Annotated in this window: 21 protein-coding genes, 1 tRNA gene and 1 pseudogene; 2 read left to right on the top strand and 21 right to left on the bottom strand. The window is 62.7% G+C overall.

The window, feature by feature from the left end; all coding sequences use genetic code 11:
* Positions 1-13 precede the first annotated feature (13 nt).
* The 10 genes from ABSH63_RS04555 to ABSH63_RS04510 all read right to left on the bottom strand — a co-directional run bounded on the left by ABSH63_RS04555 (position 14) and on the right by ABSH63_RS04510 (position 8,666).
* Positions 14-1,432: an FAD-dependent oxidoreductase gene (locus tag ABSH63_RS04555; RefSeq protein ID WP_352887836.1), complete on the bottom strand. Its 1,419-nt coding sequence runs from the start codon at positions 1,430-1,432 to the stop codon at positions 14-16.
* A 116-nt stretch (positions 1,433-1,548) separates the two neighbouring features.
* A complete protein-coding gene (locus tag ABSH63_RS04550; RefSeq protein ID WP_352887835.1) occupies positions 1,549-2,793 on the bottom strand; it encodes a cytochrome P450 in 1,245 nt (414 codons plus the stop codon).
* A 200-nt stretch (positions 2,794-2,993) separates the two neighbouring features.
* Entirely contained in the window at positions 2,994-3,419 is a 426-nt protein-coding gene (locus ABSH63_RS04545) for a hypothetical protein (RefSeq protein WP_352887834.1), read from the bottom strand.
* 2 nt (positions 3,420-3,421) lie between these two features.
* Positions 3,422-4,207: a metallophosphoesterase family protein gene (locus ABSH63_RS04540; RefSeq protein WP_352887831.1), complete on the bottom strand. Its 786-nt coding sequence runs from the start codon at positions 4,205-4,207 to the stop codon at positions 3,422-3,424.
* A gap of 94 nt (positions 4,208-4,301) precedes the next feature.
* Positions 4,302-5,873 carry an AAA family ATPase gene (locus ABSH63_RS04535; protein ID WP_352887830.1) on the bottom strand — a complete coding sequence of 524 codons (1,572 nt, stop codon included), beginning with the start codon at positions 5,871-5,873 and terminating at the stop codon, positions 4,302-4,304.
* Entirely contained in the window at positions 5,870-6,772 is a 903-nt protein-coding gene (locus ABSH63_RS04530; protein WP_352887829.1) for a metallophosphoesterase, read from the bottom strand. Before ABSH63_RS04530 ends, ABSH63_RS04535 begins: the two co-directional genes overlap by 4 nt.
* Positions 6,769-7,542, bottom strand: a complete 774-nt coding sequence (locus ABSH63_RS04525) for a metallophosphoesterase (protein ID WP_352887828.1) — start codon at positions 7,540-7,542, stop codon at positions 6,769-6,771. Before ABSH63_RS04525 ends, ABSH63_RS04530 begins: the two co-directional genes overlap by 4 nt.
* Before the next feature lie 7 nt (positions 7,543-7,549).
* Positions 7,550-8,044: a hypothetical protein gene (locus tag ABSH63_RS04520; protein WP_352887827.1), complete on the bottom strand. Its 495-nt coding sequence runs from the start codon at positions 8,042-8,044 to the stop codon at positions 7,550-7,552.
* On the bottom strand, positions 8,041-8,529 hold the full coding sequence (locus ABSH63_RS04515; RefSeq protein ID WP_352887825.1) for a hypothetical protein: 489 nt from the start codon (positions 8,527-8,529) through the stop codon (positions 8,041-8,043). Before ABSH63_RS04515 ends, ABSH63_RS04520 begins: the two co-directional genes overlap by 4 nt.
* Before the next feature lie 26 nt (positions 8,530-8,555).
* A tRNA-Ile gene (locus ABSH63_RS04510) sits at positions 8,556-8,666 on the bottom strand.
* 641 nt (positions 8,667-9,307) lie between these two features.
* Between ABSH63_RS04510 and ABSH63_RS04505 the strand changes: the two genes are divergently transcribed.
* Positions 9,308-9,601 carry a helix-turn-helix domain-containing protein gene (locus ABSH63_RS04505; RefSeq protein WP_352887823.1) on the top strand — a complete coding sequence of 98 codons (294 nt, stop codon included), beginning with the start codon at positions 9,308-9,310 and terminating at the stop codon, positions 9,599-9,601.
* Positions 9,602-9,706: 105 nt separating this feature from the next.
* Here ABSH63_RS04505 and ABSH63_RS04500 read toward each other — a convergent pair whose 3' ends face one another.
* The 5 genes from ABSH63_RS04500 to ABSH63_RS04480 form a co-directional block, all read right to left on the bottom strand.
* On the bottom strand, positions 9,707-10,678 hold the full coding sequence (locus tag ABSH63_RS04500) for a 5' nucleotidase, NT5C type (protein WP_352887822.1): 972 nt from the start codon (positions 10,676-10,678) through the stop codon (positions 9,707-9,709).
* Positions 10,679-10,777: 99 nt separating this feature from the next.
* Complete coding sequence (locus ABSH63_RS04495) at positions 10,778-11,530, bottom strand: metallophosphoesterase (RefSeq protein ID WP_352887821.1); 753 nt, start codon at positions 11,528-11,530, stop codon at positions 10,778-10,780.
* A gap of 12 nt (positions 11,531-11,542) precedes the next feature.
* A complete protein-coding gene (locus tag ABSH63_RS04490; protein ID WP_352887819.1) occupies positions 11,543-12,076 on the bottom strand; it encodes a hypothetical protein in 534 nt (177 codons plus the stop codon).
* 274 nt (positions 12,077-12,350) lie between these two features.
* Positions 12,351-12,707, bottom strand: a complete 357-nt coding sequence (locus ABSH63_RS04485) for a hypothetical protein (RefSeq protein WP_110263738.1) — start codon at positions 12,705-12,707, stop codon at positions 12,351-12,353.
* Between the two features lie 262 nt (positions 12,708-12,969).
* Positions 12,970-13,194 (bottom strand): helix-turn-helix domain-containing protein, encoded by a 225-nt coding sequence (locus tag ABSH63_RS04480; protein ID WP_110263737.1) that lies wholly within the window; start codon positions 13,192-13,194, stop codon positions 12,970-12,972.
* Positions 13,195-13,377: 183 nt separating this feature from the next.
* Here ABSH63_RS04480 and ABSH63_RS04475 point away from each other — a divergent pair, with 183 nt between their 5' ends.
* Entirely contained in the window at positions 13,378-13,746 is a 369-nt protein-coding gene (locus ABSH63_RS04475; protein ID WP_110263736.1) for a hypothetical protein, read from the top strand.
* Between the two features lie 34 nt (positions 13,747-13,780).
* Here the strand turns inward: ABSH63_RS04475 and ABSH63_RS04470 are convergent, their stop codons facing one another.
* The 6 genes and pseudogenes from ABSH63_RS04470 to ABSH63_RS04445 form a co-directional block, all read right to left on the bottom strand.
* Positions 13,781-14,269 carry a Mov34/MPN/PAD-1 family protein gene (locus ABSH63_RS04470; protein ID WP_170123871.1) on the bottom strand — a complete coding sequence of 163 codons (489 nt, stop codon included), beginning with the start codon at positions 14,267-14,269 and terminating at the stop codon, positions 13,781-13,783.
* Positions 14,254-15,939, bottom strand: a complete 1,686-nt coding sequence (locus tag ABSH63_RS04465; RefSeq protein WP_352887818.1) for a ThiF family adenylyltransferase — start codon at positions 15,937-15,939, stop codon at positions 14,254-14,256. The genes ABSH63_RS04470 and ABSH63_RS04465 overlap by 16 nt, the downstream gene beginning before the upstream one ends.
* A gap of 2 nt (positions 15,940-15,941) precedes the next feature.
* The gene (locus ABSH63_RS04460) at positions 15,942-17,111 is read right to left on the bottom strand and encodes a CBASS cGAMP synthase (protein WP_110263733.1); all 1,170 of its coding nucleotides are present in this window, start codon (positions 17,109-17,111) and stop codon (positions 15,942-15,944) included.
* Positions 17,112-17,120: 9 nt separating this feature from the next.
* Positions 17,121-18,152, bottom strand: a complete 1,032-nt coding sequence (locus tag ABSH63_RS04455) for a CBASS cGAMP-activated phospholipase (RefSeq protein ID WP_211307163.1) — start codon at positions 18,150-18,152, stop codon at positions 17,121-17,123.
* Positions 18,153-18,447: 295 nt separating this feature from the next.
* Positions 18,448-18,699 (bottom strand): annotated as a pseudogene (locus ABSH63_RS04450) (Tn3 family transposase); the annotation flags it as partial.
* A gap of 33 nt (positions 18,700-18,732) precedes the next feature.
* Positions 18,733-18,841: integrase core domain-containing protein (locus ABSH63_RS04445; protein WP_352888226.1), on the bottom strand; the 109-nt coding region annotated here is incomplete at its 5' end.

Below are 18,841 nucleotides of genomic sequence, written 5' to 3'. Positions count from 1 at the left end.
TTGAGCCTCCAGATTACGCCGTCGTCGACGCGGCGATCGCGTGCTTGGCGGCTTCGCGCCCGGCAATTCGCCCGAATACCACGGCATTGCAGATCGAGTTTCCGCCCCCTACATAGCGTTCACCCAGGACGCTGCCCGTTACCTCACCCGCAGCGAAAAGTCCGTGAATCGGAATGTCGGCATCGTTCAGAACGCGGGCTTCCTGATCGATTCGAAGACCGGTGGACGTCAGGCAAACGATGGCTGGCTTGATTTCGGCAGCATAGAACGGCGGCTTGACGACTGTGCGCATCAAGGACGCATCCTTGCCGAAGAGGGCGTCACGCCCCGCTTCCACATCCTTGTTGTATCGATCGATGGTCGTCACCAGCGTGGCGGCGTTGACGCCGACCAACTCGGCGAGTTCTTCGATTGAACTTGCACGAAGGACCTTCTTCTTCTTGATCTGCTCGTCCAACCGGTCCGTGCTCCAGTTGAACGTCAGAAGACCGCTTTTGTAATAGGCCTCGTAAGCAGGATCCGGCTTCCCGTGCTGGCGGGCATCGTCGTCAAAAATCGCAAAAACCGTACCCCCAAGCTGCTCCTTGATAGCCCCCGACATCACGGCGTATTCGACGTTTTCCCGGACGAAGCGTCTGCCATCACGGTTCACGAGGACCAGCCAACTCGGCAGCATGACGTCCAGATCTTTATAGAATCCTGGCGTTGGCAGAAGCAGACCGCGATTCAAGCCGTCTAGATCGGCACCCGCTTCCATCCCCATTAACAAACCATCTCCCCGGCACGTGTAGGCGCTGATCGCCCACGTCCAATCTCCATGGACTGCTGCCTCGGGGTAGTATCTGTTTAGCAATAAACGGTTATGTCCGAAGCCGCCTGTCGCGACGACGACCGACCCTGCGCGAACCGGGGCACCACCAACATCGGCGCCCACCACTCGCCTGCCTTCGACAATCAACTTCCGAACCCGCGTTCCGCACGCAATGTCGACGCCGAGCTCCCTGGCCTTTACTTCTAGCGCCGCAGTAATTCCTGCACCGGCCTGCGTTGGAGCGTGCCCCCGTGCGACCGATTCGACCCCTGAGACGTAGAGCTTCTCTGGCAGGAACTCGACACCCAGCGAGCGCAGCCATTCCAAGGCGTTTCCGGATTCATCGCATAGGACTCGCACGATCGATGGATGAACCTTGTGCTGATTCAAGGTCATGTAGTACTCGAACATCGCTTCCGCGCTGTCGGTGATCCCAGCCGCCTTCTGAACAGAAGTGTTTGCCGCATAAAAGACACCCCCGGAAAGCGCCGTGGAGCCGCCAACGAACTTGTGCGCCTCCACGACCGCGACGCGTGCCCCCTCTTCGGCGGCTCTGCATGCAGCGCTAAGGCCGGCACCACCGCCGCCGATGACGAGGACGTCGTAATCGTTGTTAGCCACCGTTCTCCTCCTTCATGTCGCTTCACAACACACGCCGCGCCCTCTGCGGGTCTTCCTGCGGGTCCTCAGCGGCGTGCAGATTCCCAAATCGGGCGCTCGCTTTACGCCGGAGCTTACTACGCCCAGTCGAGTTCGACGCGCAAGGTTTTCAAACCGCGGAGAATCAGCGTTGGATAATACTCAAGCGGTCCTTGCTTTGATGAAAGCCGAACGCCTTTCAATCGCGTTACCAGAACTCTCATCGCCACTTCGATTTCCTTCCTGGCAAGCTGAGCACCAATGCAGGTATGAATACCGGCTGCAAATGCGAGGTGCGAGCGGGGATTGGGACGATCCAGCTTGATGTCTGCCGGGCATTCGAACTTGGCTTCATCCCGATTGGCGGACCCGTAACGCAGGTTCACCATTGCACCCTTCGGAATCTTCTTCCCGCCCAGTACCGTCTCTTGCGTCGTTTTTCTAAAAAGTCCCTGTACCGGTGATTCAAGTCTCAGAATCTCTTCCGCGAAGTTGCCGCAAAGTTCCGGTGACGCGCGCAACTTGGCGAATGTCTGGGGATCTCTACAGAGCAGCAGTACACCCGAACTGATCGTGTTCGTCGTTGTTTCATTGCCGGCGACGAGAAGCTGCTGAATAACGGAGAGCAGTTCCTGGAGATCCAGCGGACGCTCCCCCTCCAATCTTGCATTCACCAGGTCACTAAGCATATCGTCGCGTGGCTCTACGCGACGCTCCTCGATTCTATCGGCGAAGTACCGCTGCATCTCGACGATCAGCTTTGCCACCTCGATGTAGCGCGCCTTGTCAATCATTCCGCCCAACGGCTCGACGCTCGCGTCGGACCAGATCTTGAACCGATCCATGTCATCGCGCGAAACGCCCAACTGGTCCGCAATAATCTTCATCGGAATCGGGACAGCATAGTCCTTGACGACGTCGATCTCCGGCCGCCCAGTGATTTGCTCCAGCGTCTCAAAAACAACCTGCTCAATGTACGGCACCAATTTCGCTACCCGCGCCGCAGTGAACGCAGTGTTTACGAGCTTTCGGAACCTCGTATGCGACGGAGGGTCGTTGGTAACGAGGGTATCAACGATGTCGCCGTACGCAGCCTCGAATATACGTTTCACTTCCGGCGGGTCTTCCATTATCCGGAAGCCCATCTTGCTGGAAAAGATCTCGGGCTTTCCCAGCGCTTCCATGCAGTCTTCGTACCGGCTTACGATATAAAAGCCCGACTCCGGCATCTGGTACACCGGGTCGTGGGCGCGCATGGACGCATAGAAGTCGTAAGGGCACTCTTGCACTTTTGGATCGATCAAGCTGAACTCGCTCGGCTTTTTGACGTCGTCTGGCACCATCACATTGTCCTCCGATTATGCGGGTTTGACGTCGCAACCGCCTTGGCGCCGTCGTCGTTTCCCGATAGTTCACCGCTCAACGATATCATCGGGGCGACGGATCGTAAAGGGGCAGCTCCTCCCAAAGACATTCGCTCCCGAGGGAGAAGCAATCCCGCATTCAGCGAGACCGAGCCGCAGATGGTAAGCCCATTACGCGCTCAGGAGATGACCGAAACGCCAGACAGCGTCGCACCCCAGGACATCACCCATCGCACGGGCCCAGCGGAGCGCTTGATCACTCGCCCTTCGGCATCCACACAAAGGATACGTGCGCGGACCAGCTGAGACTTCCCATCGCACCGGCTACGAGCAACCGGCAGCGTCTCGATCTGCACCGAGACGCCGCGCCTGGTGGCGAGCCGCCGAATGCGATACACCTCGTCGTCGTAATCGAGCCGAATCAAGCCCTGCTCCGATTCTGTCGCGCTCAGCCACTTGTCGATCAGCCAGTCAAAGTCCTGCGTACTGGACGTTCGAAGCGCTTCAAGCCGGTCGCACAGAGTGACGGCGTTGTCCGCAGACTGGCCCGGCAACAGCCGCTCTGGCATAGGGTGCTGCCACGAACTCCTGAGAAAGATCTCCAAGCTCAAGCAATGTCAGACGCATACCCTCCCCACTCCCCAACCACCCACCAATCCCCAAGTCTGGACTCGATATCGATCGCCACGAGGTTGCCGGGATGCGCGACCTTGTTGAGCCCGATGCAGCGTACGCCGGCAACCTCGGCATCGATCCGCGTGTGGTGATGTCCGAAGAAGCAAACGCTGGGCGACACGCGCGCCAGCATCGCATCCAGCCCCTTCGCCTCGCTCACGAATTCGCGGCCGCCGTGGTAACGGGGAAAGCGCACGCCGGCCGGGGCATCGTGGGTCAGTACGATGGCCACGCGGTCGGCGGCCGACAGCCGCTGCACCTCATCGTGCGTGTAGTGTCGCTTGGCGTAGCCCCGCAGCCCCTGCGAACGACGTGCGTAGTCCGATGGCCCGTAACAGCCACCGACACCGCCGACCCGGATCGCGCGACCGTGCGCGGTTGCCAGATCGAAAGTCCGCCCATTCGGTAGGAAGAACAAGCCGGGTAACACCTCCCGGTCGTGCCGCGCGTCGAGCCAATCGAAGTCCTCGTGGTTGCCCTTGATGAATAGCGTGCGCCGCGGCACCGGCCGACGCGCCTGCAGCCAGATCGAGAAATCACCCGCGCCCTCGTGCTTGCGCGTCGCTCGATCGACCCGGGCCGGGTCCGGCCAGATCCCGAAATCGCCGACATGCAGCACCCAGTCGAAACGCCGACCCAGATGCGCCTCGAAGTCGAGTACGTCCGCATACAGCCGGTCCATCGCCCCATGGATGTCGCCCGCCGCACAGATCAGCACCTTGGTCTCCGGTTGCCGCCATCACGCGTGCGCTCATCACGCCCATCACCACCGCGCACGCCTTGCGGTGATCGACGATGTCCCTGACGCCGCATCAGTGCACCCGGTGCTCGGACGGCTCCGCGCACTGCGGTGCGTTGGGCAAGTCCGTCGCCAGCAACCGTCGCAGCCCGCGCGAATGCACCGGGCGCCGCGCCGCTTGGGCATAGCCGGCCAGCAGCACCCGTCGCAGCTCGCGCGGCGCCACCGCTTCAAGCTGTAGCAGCACCGACGCCTCGATCGATGCAAACGCCTTGCCCAGCTGCGGCCGCTCCTTGCGCAGCTGCGCGTCCACCGAGGCAATCACCGCGGGCATCTCGAAGCGTGTCGGTGCACGCACCTCGATGACCTGCAGCCGGCTGATCAGCTCCGGGCGCACCCGCTCCCGCTCATTGGCGGTGAAGATGAAGCCCGCCGGCCGGATGTCCATCTCGATCTCCAGCGCTTCGTCGCGAAAGCGCTGCGCGGTAAACGGCTCGAGCAGGCCGAGCAAAGCTGGCCCCACCGGAAAGCCGCGGTCCCCGGCGGCCTTGTCGATTTCGTCGAAGACAAACCACGGCACCCGATCCGGCTCGACCTGCGCCAGATGCTCGGCGATGGCGCCCGGCCGCCCGCCGGCCCACTGCGTGCTCGCCCCCGAGATCAGCCATGAGGCAGAGAGCTCGGCGAGCGAGCGCACGCACACCTCGGCGCCCAACGTCTGCGCGAGCTCCAGGCAAAACATCGTCTTGCCGATGCCCGGCGGGCCCAGCAGCAGCACGGGCGGCAAGTGCAGAGGCACGCGCATGATCGCGCACAAGCGGATCTGGTCAGCGACCCAGCGACAGGCCGGCTCGAAATTGGGGAAGCGCCGTGCCAGGTACTCGACCGCATTGGCGTGGCGCTGCGTGGCGAGCGGCAGCGTGCGGATGCAGCGCAGGCCAAGACGTACCAGCGCCGTTTCGGTGGCCGGCTTGCGCTCCTTGAGCTGTGACAGCACCGACAGCCGGTCCTGGATCAGCGCCTCGTCGGCCAGCGTCCAGGCCTGCACGCCACGGCGCCGCCGGCGGCGGGGTGGTGGCGGCGGCTGCGGGACGACCACGGAGACAGCGAGCGGCAGCGGGTGGCGGCCCGCCAGATCCGGATAAGCCAAGCGCCATGCAGGGTCCAGTGGATGGGCCTGCCTGATCAACTCGCGGATCTTGTCGCTTGAGCCGTGCACGCGATCGAGTTCCGCGGCCATCGCCCACGCGGCAACCGAGGCGGGGATGCCCAGGGCAGCGGGCAGCAGGCGGTGCTCCATCGGCGGCTGGAACAGCGTGACTGCGGCCGGCATCAGCCGGGCGGTGGCCGCCAACGGCACGGTCCCGTAGCAGGACGTGAAGGCCTCGCCGGGGGCGGTGGTCTGCTGCAATTCGATGTCGATGCCGGCCTCGGCGAGGTACGCGAGCAGCACCGACCCGAGGTCGCGCGCCAGCAGACACGCCTGCGGGCCACTGGGCGTCGTGCGTCGATGGACGAACTGCTGCGCACGGCACAAGGCCTGTACGCGCAGCGCCAGCAGGCGCGTGAGCCCCGCCGGGTGATCACCCCAGTCGGGCACCGGCCCCAGCGCGTCGAAGCGGGCGACCAGATCATCGTCGTTCATCGCGGCGACCTCCGCGGGCGCAGATGGCGCGGCAGGCTCGACTCGAAGGGCGCCGGCAGCGGCAGCGGCCCCCACTGCTGGTCGTCGCGATGCCCGACCTGCCAGTACACCCCGGCATCCGGATCCACCGCCGTGAGCCGGCCGTCGGGGGCCTGGTAGGCACCGGTGTCGATGAACAGGTGCGCACCGAAACGCACCGGCTCGCGCGTCGGGATCACGGTGTGGCCGCCGATCACCAGATCCACGCCCGGCACCGGCCTGAGCAGCAGCGCGATCCGCGCGCGGGCGTCGGCGTCGATCGCCTCCGGCGGCGGCAGCTTCGTCAGATGCCGGTAGCAGAAGTAACGCTGCCGCCCCCAGATCAGGCTGGCGACGCTGGTGTCGCTCCAGTCGTGGATCGCATCGCCGATGTCGTAGCGGCTGCGCTGCAGCTGCTTCCAACTCGTGCCCGGGCGCACCTCGGCGTGCACCAGGCCGATGCGTCTGCCGTCAGCGAGCGTCAGGCGGATCGTCAGTGGAAAGCCGATGACCAGCCGCCGCAGCAGGTTGAGATCGAACGGATCGTGCGTCTCGCTCCACGTGCCGCCGTTGTGCAACCAGACCTTGTGCGCCTCGCGCACGAATTCCGAGTCGAGCAGCAGGGCCTCATGGTTGCCGAGCAGGCTGGTGCGCATTGTGCCGCCGGCGAACCAGCGCAGCGCCTCGGCCGGGGCCGGGCCGCGATCGACCAGGTCACCCAGCGCGATCATCCGGTCCTTGAACGGGTCGTAGCCGGTCGCGCGCACCAGGCGCATGACCATCGCCATCTGCCCGTGGACGTCGCCGACGATCAGGAAGCGCCCGCGTGCGGGCAGCGCCGGATCGTCTTGGAACTCGAGGTGTGACTCGCGGTAGATCATGGCGCACCACCCCCGTCCGGGAACGTGAACAGCCCGTCGCGGCGGAAGCCGAGCATGTCCTCGCTCGGATAGCCCCACTGGTTGGTGACCACGCGCACGCCGTTGTGCAGCAGGTCGGCGTTGTAGTGGGTGTGTCCATGGACCCACATGCGCACCGGCGCGCGCAGCAGGTCCTCGGCATCGCTGTGGAATGCGGCGTTGCTGATCTTCCCGGCGTAGAACGGGGCGATCGTGGCCGGCGTCGGCGCATGGTGGGTGACCACGAGCAGCGGGCGGTCGGCCTGGCTGATCTGCCAGTCCAGCCAGTGCGCGCTTTCGATGAATGACCGGGCGGCGTGGGCCGGGGTGAAGTGCTGGCCGCCTGTCCGGCGGATGCACCAATGATCGGCGAGCGAGCCCTCGGCCCATTGCCGCGCTTCGTGCATGCGCTCCGCGCCAAAGAGTTTGTAGTCGGTCCACAGCGTGCAGCCGAGCACGCGGATACCGCCGACGTCGAGATGATCGCGCTCGAGGATGTGGACGTTGGTGCCGCGCGCACGCTCGCGGCACTGCTCGAGCAGCGTGTCGAAGTTGTGGTGGTAGTACTCGTGATTGCCGAGCACGTAGACGACGGGCACGTGCGCAAAGGTGTGCGCTGCCCAGCCGATGGCGGCGCACCCGACGTCGATATCGCCGGCCAGCACGACCAGTTGCTCGTCGCCGCGCTCGTTGAACGGCGAGTCGAAGCGTCCGAATTCCAGATGCAGGTCAGAGTAGATGCGGATATTCATGGGTCGATTACTCCCCGTGTGGCAGTGCGCGGTGGGCGCGGATCAGCGGCTCGCAGGTCTCGCACGCGGTGATCCACCATCCTGTGAGATTGATGGCGCGGCCCACGCCATGGGCGCCGCCACACCGCGCGCAGGTCAGGCCGCTGTCTTCCTCGAGCTGGTGGATGAGGCGGTTGAGATCGGTCGGCGCGACGGGACCACCGTCAGGATCCAGCGAGCCGCTGATCACGCCCTTGGGCGTGTGGACGTCGAAGCGCAGCGGCCCGCCGTGGTAATACAGGCGCAGGCCGCCGAATTTTTCCTTGATCTGGAGCCAGCGCCCGTCGGGCGCGAGGCGATCCAGGGCCGCGCAGGCGTCGGTGACCAACCGGTGCCAGCCGTCGGGCCAGCTATAGGCCCACGACGGCTCGGGGAACTGGTGCGGGTAGACCGCCTTCAGGGACGCGATGTTGTCGCGCTCGCGCGCGAAGATGTTGCCGGGGTGTGTGGATCGGGTGCTCATGCGCGAGGCCTCCTCTGGCGGGGCTTGGCGCCGCGCCTGGAGGTGGCACGCTTCGCGGACCGGACCTTTGGCTTGGATGCGGGAGCGTCGGGCTCGCGCGGCGGCGGCGCAGCCCGGAGGGCCGCGTCGAGTCGGTCGCGTGCGAGCACGCGGCCCATCAGCGCGAAGAACGAGAGATACCTCTCGCGCACGCCGTTCTCCCAGTTTGACCAGAGCCGGTGGATGACGCGGGCGTCGGGTGCATCGCTGGTGATGGGGTACGGCTCGGGCAGCATCGGGCCATCGATCGGAATCGTGACCAGATCGCAGTCCGGCTTGTCGTCGGGCAAAAACAGGCCGCAGAACTGTTCGTCGTCGAGGGTGGCGATGACGGACAGGGTGCGCCCGGGGCATGTGCTGTCGCGGTGCTCGATCAGGAACGGGATGGCGCGACCGCGCCTGAGCGCGTCGAGCTGCTCGGGGGTGAAGCGGTTGAGTGCAGACACAGGAATACTCCGGAGAACCAACTGAGTGGTGCCCGGGGCCGGACTTGAACCGGCAACCTGTCGCTGATCTGGCGAAGCGGTCCGAAAGGACCGGTCGGCTTATAAGGCCGCTGCTCTAACCATTGAGCTACCCGGGCATGGCAATAGCGCGCGTTACCACGCGTATGCCGCCGGGTATGAGGAATTGATCGGTGAAGATCGACATGTCGATATTGTGCATCACTTGGAAGCGGGATGGTGTTCAGAAATAGGGGCCAGAGGCTGAGAGCATCATCGGAGGCCGACCGCCCAAGACGACGTTGGCAGATCGCCAGCTGACGCGTGATCGAGCGACGCACTGATCGCATACCCCGAGCAAACGACCGGCGGGTTCCGATCACTCAGAACTCTGTCCGGACAGCGCAGCTCGAGCGCAGACTCGGGCGCCGTACTGCGCTGGCAGCCAACTCCCGGCACCGCTTGGTGAGCCCCTCGCCGATCAATCATGGAGACGGGCTCTTGCGCAGTCGCCTGAGGTAAAGAAGGGATAGCCGCCCGTGCTAAGTCTCTTTAGAACGAAAGTTCTTGAGGCTTTCGAGTACGGAGACAAATGGGGACGACTATCCCAACGGGGATTGTTGGCTTGCGCGGGCAAGTCGTCAACGCGGTGACGGTGGAAGGGGGGTGGCGTGGTGCGGGTGCATTGCCGGCGCGATGCGCGGTATCGGCCGATTGACCCACGGACCGGGCACGAGGCCGGAGCGATCGCTGGCTGCGGCGCACGGTGTGGGACGTGCCGATGTTCGGCCATCGTGTGGCGCTGGACATCGAATACCTGGAGATCGCCATCGGTGCGCGCGACCGGCGCGTCGAGCAGTTGGACTTCGTTGCGGCCGGCGCGCATTACACCCATCGCCTGGCCGAGCTGATCAGCGCGCTGTGCCGGCACATGAGCATTTCTGCGGTGGCGAACTGGACGGGCCTGGCGTGGCGCACGGTCAAGGACATGGATCGCTCGCATCTGCGCGCCACGCTGCCGGCGCTCAGTAAGCGTCCGGCGACGGTCGTCTTGACTCACCTGCGCTTGTCGTAGACCTCGTTGATCAGGCAGATTCGCCCCTGCGAAGCGACAGCGCCAGTTCGACCACTGGCTGAGCATCTCCGACGGCACTCAGGTATTGGGGAGCGCCTCTCCCTCTCACGGAACCCACTCGCCCGATGAAGCGATCGCGTCGTGCATCGCGTCAGGCGCAAGATCAATTCCGCCGGGCCACGACACCGCGCCAAGCTCGACACGAACATCAGCGAATCGGGCGGGATCGCGCAGCCCCGCGAACACGCCGGCGCGGTCCGACTGAATCAGCCGACTCATTCGGACGACACCAGTCACCCCATCGATGAAGATGACGCGCAGGCAATAGTCCGGGAGGGCCGCGACGGAATGGACGCGCCACGCGGCACCCAAATGCTTGGCGCCAGTGGTCTCCGAGCCCCAAGGGTTTACCGTCTCTCCCCGAAGCATGGCCGCATACGCCTCGCCCGTCAGCGACTCCGGGTGCGCCTCCTGGAGATCCTTCCACTTGCTCAGCGTCCGGGTGGCACGCGCCCCTTCGGTATGAAGGCCCCTGGGCCCTGCGCCACTCGCTCGGCTCAGCAGAGTTCCGATGGCAGCAGCGCCAGAGTCGGGTCGAGCGGCGCCGGAAGCACCAGACTCAGAGCGCAGATGCAGATACTCGAGGACGCTGTCCCACGTCGGGAAGCGTGCAGAGCCGAAGTGAACCAGCTCACCCTCGAATCGGTCCTGCCCTTTTCCGCTGACGTTGTCATCGATCAGTACATCGCCCCGGAGCAGTGACTTGTCTGAGCACAAGATCAGGCGCTTCGCCAGCGGATAATCAAACATCTTCTCTACCCAGACCCTCTTCTCCGAGTAGCACGCCGGGTTGCGCGTCGACGGCGCCGAAAGGATCCAGACGTCGAAGCGCGGATCGCTCCGTAGCTGTGTCACCGCTTCAACCGCACCGCTCATAGGGCGCAGTGATGCGAAGAGCCCCGGGATGCTTTGAGGAAACGCGACGTCTGGATGCGTGCGCGCCGCATCCATGTAGGCCGCTGCGATATCGCAGAGCACGCCATCCATGTCGACGAAAACGCGCAGTTGTGCACGCACACGGCCTTCGGGACCGCTGACGTTAGCGTCCCCCACTCGGAGGCTTTCCATATCCGGCGATTGAGGCATGGCAGATCAGTCGCTGCTGCATTCCCTCTGTCAGGCGAACGTGAACTGTCCGTGCGGACGAAACCCGATAGCTTCGTTGTCCGGGTAGCCCCACTGATTGGAGAGGACGCGAACGCCGTTGACGAGGCCGTCGGCGTTGTAGTGGGTATGGCCGTGCACCCACATCCGCACCGGCGCGCGCAGCAGATGATCGGCGTTCGAGTGAAAGGCGGTCGTACTGATCTGGCCGGCAAAGTACGGCGCTACCGTCTTCAGCGTCGGCGCATGGTGAGTGACAACGAGAACCGGGCGATCGGCCGCGGCGATCTGCCGATCGAGCCAGTAGGCACTTTGTGCGAACAGCTCGACCGTCCGCTGAGGTCTGAGTCTCTGCCCGTGATCGCGAACGAGCAGGAAGTCGGCCATGGACTGTTCTGCCCATCGCATCGCGAGGTCTGCCGACTCTGCGCCGAGGGCCCCGAAATCTGTCCAAAACGTGGCGCCAAGGACTCGAAGGCCCATGCAGTCGTAGACGCCGCGCTCAAGCACGTGGACATTCGTACCCAGCGCCAGAGCTTTGCACTCCGCCACTATTGAGTTGAGATCATTTCGGTAGTACTCGTGGTTGCCGAGAACGTAGACCACCGGAACGTGCGGGAACGTTCTCGCTGCCCAGCGCACGCCTTCGAGCCCAACATCGATATCGCCTGCGAGAACGACGAGCTCTTCGGCACGCTGCTCGTTGAACTGCGGCGCGTATCGACCAAACTCGAGATGCAGATCGGAATAGATACGAATCTTCATCAGCCTACGCCGTCAACGCTTGCCGGCGGCAAGCCCCTTCCGGGGCTTGGTTGCGCCCCGCTTCTTGCGATCGTCAATCGGTCTGGCGTGCTTTCCTTTCGCTGCACGACGCTTTGAGGGGCGCTTCGCGCCCGGTTCCGTTGGTCCGCCCGCGGCTGATTCAACGGGCCTCGCGGACTCCAATACCTGCCCCAGCTGCGCCAGGGACAGGCGGAGCGCAATCGTTCGGACAAGGCTCAGATATCTCTCGCAGACCCCGCCGTGCCAAAGCGTCCAAAGCTCATGGACCGCTCGAGCGTCTTCGCAGTCGGTCTTGATCTTGAATAACTCGACGTCAACGCCTGGAATGTCCAAGCTGACGAGTTCGCCCCCGGAGAAATCCTTCGGAACGAACACGCCTTCGAAGGTTCGCGTGTCGATCAGTCCAATGACGGTAAGCACGTGATCCGGCATGTCAGGCGGGCAATGCTCGACAAGCATCGGAATGGCAAGACCTTTCCTGAGCGCCGACTGCGCGCTGGTGGTCAAGTGTTCAATGGCTGGCATCGGTTTGCTCCGATTCATTCGGGAATGGCACCGCTTTGCCCACTCTCGGGCGAGGGGCTCGTGAGATCGTGCGTGGCGCAGGGTTCGGCCTCAACATCAAACGCGCTGGTGATCTCTGCCGGCACGTAGGGGCCGAAGTCCGCTGTGCCAGCCAGCCTGACCACGTAGTGCCAACCCTCTGTGTCTTCGAGGACGCGAAGAACCTGGGTGGGACTGCCGCGACGACGGAACACGAGGAGTCTGCGGAACCTGCCGGCAGATTCGGATGCGACAGTCATGCGCCAGCCTGCCCGCGAACGCGCAGCGCTTCTGCCATCAGCTCAGCGCCGTGGCGTTCCCATAGATGATCAGCGAGCGCCTGGCCAAGCTGTAGGTCGGCGACGTCGGTACCGAAGATGCGGTCGGCCATGCCGGGCCACAACAACGGAGACGGCGCCATTGCAAAGAACTTCGCCGGTCCGCAGCTCGCGATGACGGCCACTTGATTCGTCGGAACGATTCCATACTGGACCCAGGTGACCTCCGGATACTGCTTGTCCGGGCAAGCGTTCACCTGAGAGATCACCTCTTCCCTCGCGATGTAGCCGTCCAGGCCAGATCCGGTCAGCGGTCCCATCTGCAAGCCGTCCATCACCGGACTTCCTCGCGCGTGAGCGAAGTAACGCGGTCAGAAGCGGCGTGATTCTGGAGGAAGCTGGTGGAAGTCGGCATGGAATCTACGGTCGAACCTTTGCTTGCCAGTTGAACTGGCTGGTTTCGACCGCGTTTCCCGGCTCCTGTCGCGGCTTCGGACTGCCCGCTGGCCACTTCGACAGGGTTGGTTGCGCCGGGAGGCGCCGACAGGGTGATTATTGCCTACTGGAAATACGGCTGTCGAGGGGTGCCGGCAGCTGTCAATGCTTCTTGAGGAGCTGGTCTGGCGTCACTCCCAAGGCCCGAGCGAGCTTGTCGATGGCGTCGATGGATACCGACCTGAGCCCCGATTCAACCTGGCTGAGGTACGACTGACCCATGTCCGCTCTTGCGCACAGCTCCTCTTGGGTCAGGTTCTTTGTCTGGCGCAGCCGCCGTACGTTGACACCCAGCAGTTCTCGTAACTTCGTCGCCGGCTTCCGCATAGGAAGCTAGCGTCAGGGCGCAGGACTGGACGGTCCATTTCCACTTGGGAATAATCTGCATGCCGGCGCGAGCGGAACGTGGTGCCCGGCCCATGGCTTCCGAGCGGACAAGCCCGGAGGGAGGCCGATGGGCGTTCCGCTGCGGTCGAACACTGTGGGCCCGTTGTCGTGGAGGCGTCATCAGTGTCATTCCGCTTGGTCTACGGGGATCACGAGCTGTCGATCGAGCTGCCATTCGAGCCGCACATCGAGGACCGGGTTCTTGCGTTGCTCACGAAGGGAGCCGAAAAAGGCCACCCTGACCGCTCTGCGACTGAGTTCGTCCAAGGACTCGTCACGATCGTCACCGACTTGCTCGAACGCGCGCCGTTACCACCCTCTGAAAAGCAGGTTCAGTACGCGCTACAGATCGCAAGAACGTTGAGTCTGCAGCTTCCCGCTGATGTCCTGCAGCTGCGAGAGGCCATGACAGCCTTTCTGGAGGAGCACGCTCCGGAGTATCGTCGCCGACGATCTGCTGAGCGCGGCGCCCTAGGCTCCTACTCGCGATAACCGCGGCCTGTGAGCAATTTGCTGTCTGGCTCGTCTAGGCTTGGCCGACACCCTCGACTGACGACTCGAGTACGACAAGACGCGACTTGTGCGCCATTCCAATCCATCGGCATTCGGTGCCTTCTATCCAGAACAGCAGGGGCCGCGAGCGGTGTTCGTAAATCTTGCGCCATTCGCGCCGATCAACTCCGCTCGGCGTCGGATAACGCTCCGGATGGGTGTGCCACTCACCCAAATAGTCGCAACGCCCATCCGTAAGTGCCCAATGCTTGGCGGCAATTCGGGCATGGCTTTCGTCCAGACGATCAAACGAGAAGCGCGTCCGCGAGTCTTCGTGATCTGGTGTGGTCGCATGCACGATGTGCAAATGTTTCTGACGCCGATACCCGAGCAGCACTCCCCCAGCTTCGCTGTCTCCAAGCAATCGCTGTCGATGTGACGCAATCTGGGCGACGACGCTGTCCTCAATCAGTATCCATGCAGCGCGTTCGCCGGGACGCGGAAGAACTAGCGTGCCTGGCATGCTGGGCATCCAGCGATCGGTTCGAGATCTTTGTTCTTCACCTGATTCACGTCGGCCCGTTCCATAGCTCGCGTCCGAAACCGCGGAGATACATTTCCTTTCAGCCAGTCGGCGACCATGTCTGTGGCGAGTGCCGCCGCACTCATCGGGGCAGATACAGCGTATGGAGTGAAGGCTTGGCATCCCTTGAAGCCTTCAATGGGCGATGCATTCAGCAACTTGAATCGGTCTTGAAAGTAATGCGGACCGGGAGGCCTTCGAAGACAGCGGAAGCACGCGTACCTCCTGTCGTCCGTCCACAGCGCCTGGACGGCTTCGCCATTTCCACGTACAGACACAAACAGGAATGGCGGCACCGTACGATTTGCTGCAAGTCGATAGTGATTGAGCATCTCGCTCACCGCTTCCTTGCCCGTAGCATCAATGAGCAGATCCGTCATCAGCAGCTTCTGGTTCAGCGAAACTGCGCCAACCTTGGACTCCACGACGATTCCAGGGAACTGGCGTCTCAGGTCATCGGCCATAGCCTCGGCCTTCGGCAGCCCCCAGCTATTCATTCCGAGGTAGTGCCGCCCAACGTTCTCCGGTCCGATGGTGCCCGGGTCGTGCAGCATGAGCGCGCCGCGACGCCCCCTCCCCGCCCCCATGCCGGACAGCGCTTTAGCGAGAAAGCCACCGATAGCCCCGCATCCGACCAGCGTTATTTTCTTGTCGGTCAAATCCCTGAACATCAAGTTCCGGGAGTGTACGAACTTCGGCGACACATCCTCGACTACGATTCGCGTGATCTCAGTCCGACCACCCGCGTTGTGAAGCCAGTTCTTGAAATGGGCAGGCTTCCTCCGATAGCCCTGCCGCACGAGTTCGTCGAACTTGAAGCTGACACCGAGCCACCCTGCCGGCGTTTCGATCGCGAGCATGAGGCCCTTGAACCCAAGGTAGTCCTTGTCGTGTTCCAGAAATACTTGCAGCTCCCTGTTGAGCGCTGGATCCCACGTCTTGAAATAAGCGAAAAGCTCCTTGACGGTTGCCGGCAGATTCTTTGCTGGAGCCGCTGGATAGACGGTTGACCTCAGGATCCGAAAGTACGACGAGCTATCCTCAACGGTGGGGTATCCAATTGAACTCGCCAGCGCGCGAACCTCGTCGGAAGACGTGGACGCGACCCGCAGCTGCTGTTCGTCCCGCTTCAGCCTGAAAACCGGCGCTTGACTGGCGCCGTCGTCGACTGTCCCCACTAGAAGCTTCCACGTCCACCGCTGATTGATCGCCCAGTACGCGAGGAATTCGTCCTGTATGTCTTTCGCTTGCTTCGCGGGGTTGCGCACCAGTCCATCGAGGACGTCGCGTGCCTCCGCAATACATAATAGGATTGCGCCCACTGGATTGAAGCGGTCAAGCACCAGGCTTTCAGGGCGTAGATAACAAAAATCGCCATCGGCAGTGACATGCGGGAGCAGTTCTGGCAGAAACGATGGTCGATCCAGCAACTGAATGCGCGGGTAGTCGAGAAACTCCCAGTCCTCGACCACAAGTCGAACCGGAACAGTGCCGCGAGAAAGCTTCAGCGGTCCTTCAAAGACCCTGCGTGCGCCCCTGCTGCGTCGCGCGCTGAAGCCACGGGAATTTAGCGCGCGCAGCACCTCGCCCAGCGTCTGAGCGTCCAGCACGTCTAGCCAGCGGTGGTCGTCTTCACCTTCGGGCTCGGAACGTACTGCGGCGCTGAAGCTTGGACAGCGTCAATCGCACCTGCCTCCAGCTCAACCCAGTCTTCGATGAAGGGAATTCGGTCACCGAGTTGCCGGCGGAGGTCGTTGATGGCCTCAGCCTTCTGGACAGCGCTGCGGCCTCGCGCCTGCCGGAGCGCGGCACGAAGCGACGCGGCGGCGTCGGCCGCGAAGGTGCGCTCGGTCGCGCTGAGGCGATTGAAGTCTTCCGTTCCGTCGCCGATGGCCCTTTCGTACACATTGCCACGAAGTTCGCTCGCAAGTCGCGCGGCCGCCTCTTCCAGCACCAAGTCGTCGCGACGCGGATTCGGAACAAATCCCCGCGCAACGATGATCATCAGCAGGATCGAACTAGGTCCGCCGGTGGTCCAGTGGAAGTCGCGCCAAGCCTTCACGTACCGGCAAATCCGCTGCAGCTGTTCGCCGTGGACGCTGATGCAGTCCTGGAACCACTGAGCGACCGCGCCAGGGTCCGACGGCTTCCACTCACCGGCACGCGTCGCCATCACAATCGTTTCAAGGTCTTCCCATGCGAACGGCTCTTCTTCCAAGGTATCCAGCACCCCCGCCTGCGCTTTGTTGAGCGCGCTTCTTTGGGCGAACTCCACGCGCTCCGTGATCAGCGCGAACTGCTCCTCGGGTGCGGCGTACAGCGGGATATCGATGTGTGCCCACGAATCCACTTCGATGCGGATGCAGGTGTCTTTACACGCCCTGCCCTCGAGAAGCTTCCAACCCTCTTGCTTACAGAGGCCCTGCAGAAGCCCCTCCACCAGTTCGAAGTACACCTTCGCAGCAACCTTTGGCCGCTGGTTCTCCCACAGCTTCGCTGGCAGGTAGACGCCATAGTCCCAGTCCATCTGCTGGGGTGGAAGCTCGGCCGGTCGTACGCAGGTCTGGTACATCCAGGACCCCTGCGTCCGGAACTTGGGCGTCACCATCGCATCCATGCCAAGCACCGTTTTGCTGGCTTGGCGAATGCCGTCCCGCAGATGGTCACGAATTTTGTTTTTGCATTCGACAAGAAAGCGCTTTTGCCAGGGCTCTGGCTCAATCTGGCGGCCGAACGGCTCCGGACGGGTCTCATAAAGGAACAGCTTGTTGAGCTTGAGCACGGTTTATCTCTACTGGGGGGATTTTTCGGTGTGAAAGAACTGCGGGGCTGGAGCAGCGTGTTGCAGGTACCGCCTGAAATCCGGATTCCCGAGGCAGGTCTTCGATGCTTCACTAGCGGAACCCAGCAGCGCCTCCCGCGCAGCGGCATCGGTCTTGTCCAACGCGACGGCTTTGGCCTTCTCGTCGGTCAGCGTCTCGTCGACATGGATGTATCGTTGATCAAGCCGATGGCTCAGCATGAACTGCGTAGTAGACTCCTGAATCGAAATCGCCAGACCGAAAAGGCGCTTTGGCGCATTCGCCGGAAACCATCCGCCCCAATCCCAGGTGCCTCCGCTGCGATTTCGCGAGGGATTGACTGTGAACCGCGACGACATGGTTCCAATCGATACGGCCCAGACGTTGTCGGCCCTCTGGCCCAGAAATTTTTCAGCTTCGTGCAAAGCCAGCAGGCCAGGGGCGTTCGCATACAAGCCGCCATCAACGTATTGGCTGTTCTCGAACACGTGCCGCGGGAAGTACATCGGCGCGGCGCTTGTCGCTAGAGCGATATCGACGAGTCGCAGTCGATGATCACCGACGAAGTTAGGGTGATGGGAAGTTTTGAAGATGACGGGCTTGCCCGTGCTGTAATTGATCGATGGGACGATCACACGATGCTTGCATGCCGACAGCAGCCGCCCCCCGAACAGCTCGTCCTGCTGCAGCAAGTCTCGGAGTCGCTCGGCCGTGTAGGTGGATTTCAACGTGCCGAGAAGCGTCAACCGGCGCCTTGAGAAGATCTCGGCACCGTGCCTCTCGAATAAGCGAACCATGTCGCTTGCTGGAATTTCCATTGCAAGCGCCAGCGCGAGAATTCCGCCTATCGATGTGCCAGCCAGAAGATCGACTCGGGTGGCGACGGGGCTGCCGATGTGTTGCTCGATGTCTGCAAGGATCTTCGCGGTGAACAGTCCGCGAAATCCGCCGCCGGACAGCGCGAGAATCTGAAAGCGATCAGACCGCGCTGAATCCGTGCTGGCAGCTGTCGTGGTTTGCACCATTACTCCCCAAGGGCCGATTCGCGGACTGGGGCACAAGGGGTTGTGTCGGCAGCTACCCGCAGTAGCTACATATAGTGATTGGCCGCAATAGATCAAGGGGTTCGCGGTACAAATAACATATGTCCATGTATCTATTGACTATTATTGCCATTCGAGCCGCGGCAGAGGGCAGAACTGGCGAGCAAGGTGGCGAAGTTGAGCGGCTTCGAAACCTTTCGACCGGGACAGGTTCGTCCGCCGACCGAAAAGCAGGCCTGCCTCAGTGTCGGGCCTCCCCTCCTTGACTTACATCCTATCCAACCTTGAGAGCCGGGCTGTCGATCAGCAGTGCCGCGCGGTAGCGCTCGATTGGGAACTTGAATGTCCCGCGGAAGTTCACGCCCTCCCACCGGTTCGGCAGGGTGTGGCGAAGCACGTCGTCGGAGATCGAAATGCCTTTGGCTCGAAGCGCCTTCACGGCGCCCTGCATGCGGTAGGCGTACCAGGCAATGACGATGTTGGTCAGCAGCGTGAGTGCGCTTGAGATCGCAATGAGCTCCTCGGGCCGACGGCCGCGGTCATGGCGTAAGCTTCCCCGTCAAGGCGACAGTTCAAAAGTAGAGTTCCTGGCGGCTTGAGAATACTCGACTGGCGTCATGTCGCCGAGCGAGTCATGGGGTCGGTCTTCGTTGTATTCGAGCATCCAC

The sequence above is a fragment of the Sinimarinibacterium thermocellulolyticum genome (genome assembly GCF_040327995.1).
Taxonomy (GTDB): Bacteria; Pseudomonadota; Gammaproteobacteria; order Nevskiales; family Nevskiaceae; genus Solimonas; species Solimonas thermocellulolyticum.
Note: the sequence above shows the minus strand (reverse complement) of the source record. Positions and strands in the feature narration are given on the sequence as shown.

Bases quoted from the DNA above. Each gene is read 5' to 3' on its own strand.
- ABSH63_RS04530 (WP_352887829.1), bottom strand. From the start codon at position 6,772: ATGATCTACCGCGAGTCACACCTCGAGTTCCAAGACGATCCGGCGCTG.
- ABSH63_RS04495 (WP_352887821.1), bottom strand. From the start codon at position 11,530: ATGAAGATTCGTATCTATTCCGATCTGCATCTCGAGTTTGGTCGATAC.
- ABSH63_RS04520 (WP_352887827.1), bottom strand. From the start codon at position 8,044: ATGAGCACCCGATCCACACACCCCGGCAACATCTTCGCGCGCGAGCGC.
- ABSH63_RS04490 (WP_352887819.1), bottom strand. From the start codon at position 12,076: ATGCCAGCCATTGAACACTTGACCACCAGCGCGCAGTCGGCGCTCAGG.
- ABSH63_RS04535 (WP_352887830.1), bottom strand. From the start codon at position 5,873: ATGAACGACGATGATCTGGTCGCCCGCTTCGACGCGCTGGGGCCGGTG.
- ABSH63_RS04470 (WP_170123871.1), bottom strand. From the start codon at position 14,269: ATGCCAGGCACGCTAGTTCTTCCGCGTCCCGGCGAACGCGCTGCATGG.
- ABSH63_RS04480 (WP_110263737.1), bottom strand. From the start codon at position 13,194: ATGCGGAAGCCGGCGACGAAGTTACGAGAACTGCTGGGTGTCAACGTA.
- ABSH63_RS04550 (WP_352887835.1), bottom strand. From the start codon at position 2,793: ATGGTGCCAGACGACGTCAAAAAGCCGAGCGAGTTCAGCTTGATCGAT.
- ABSH63_RS04485 (WP_110263738.1), bottom strand. From the start codon at position 12,707: ATGGACGGCTTGCAGATGGGACCGCTGACCGGATCTGGCCTGGACGGC.
- ABSH63_RS04525 (WP_352887828.1), bottom strand. From the start codon at position 7,542: ATGAATATCCGCATCTACTCTGACCTGCATCTGGAATTCGGACGCTTC.
- ABSH63_RS04505 (WP_352887823.1), top strand. From the start codon at position 9,308: ATGTTCGGCCATCGTGTGGCGCTGGACATCGAATACCTGGAGATCGCC.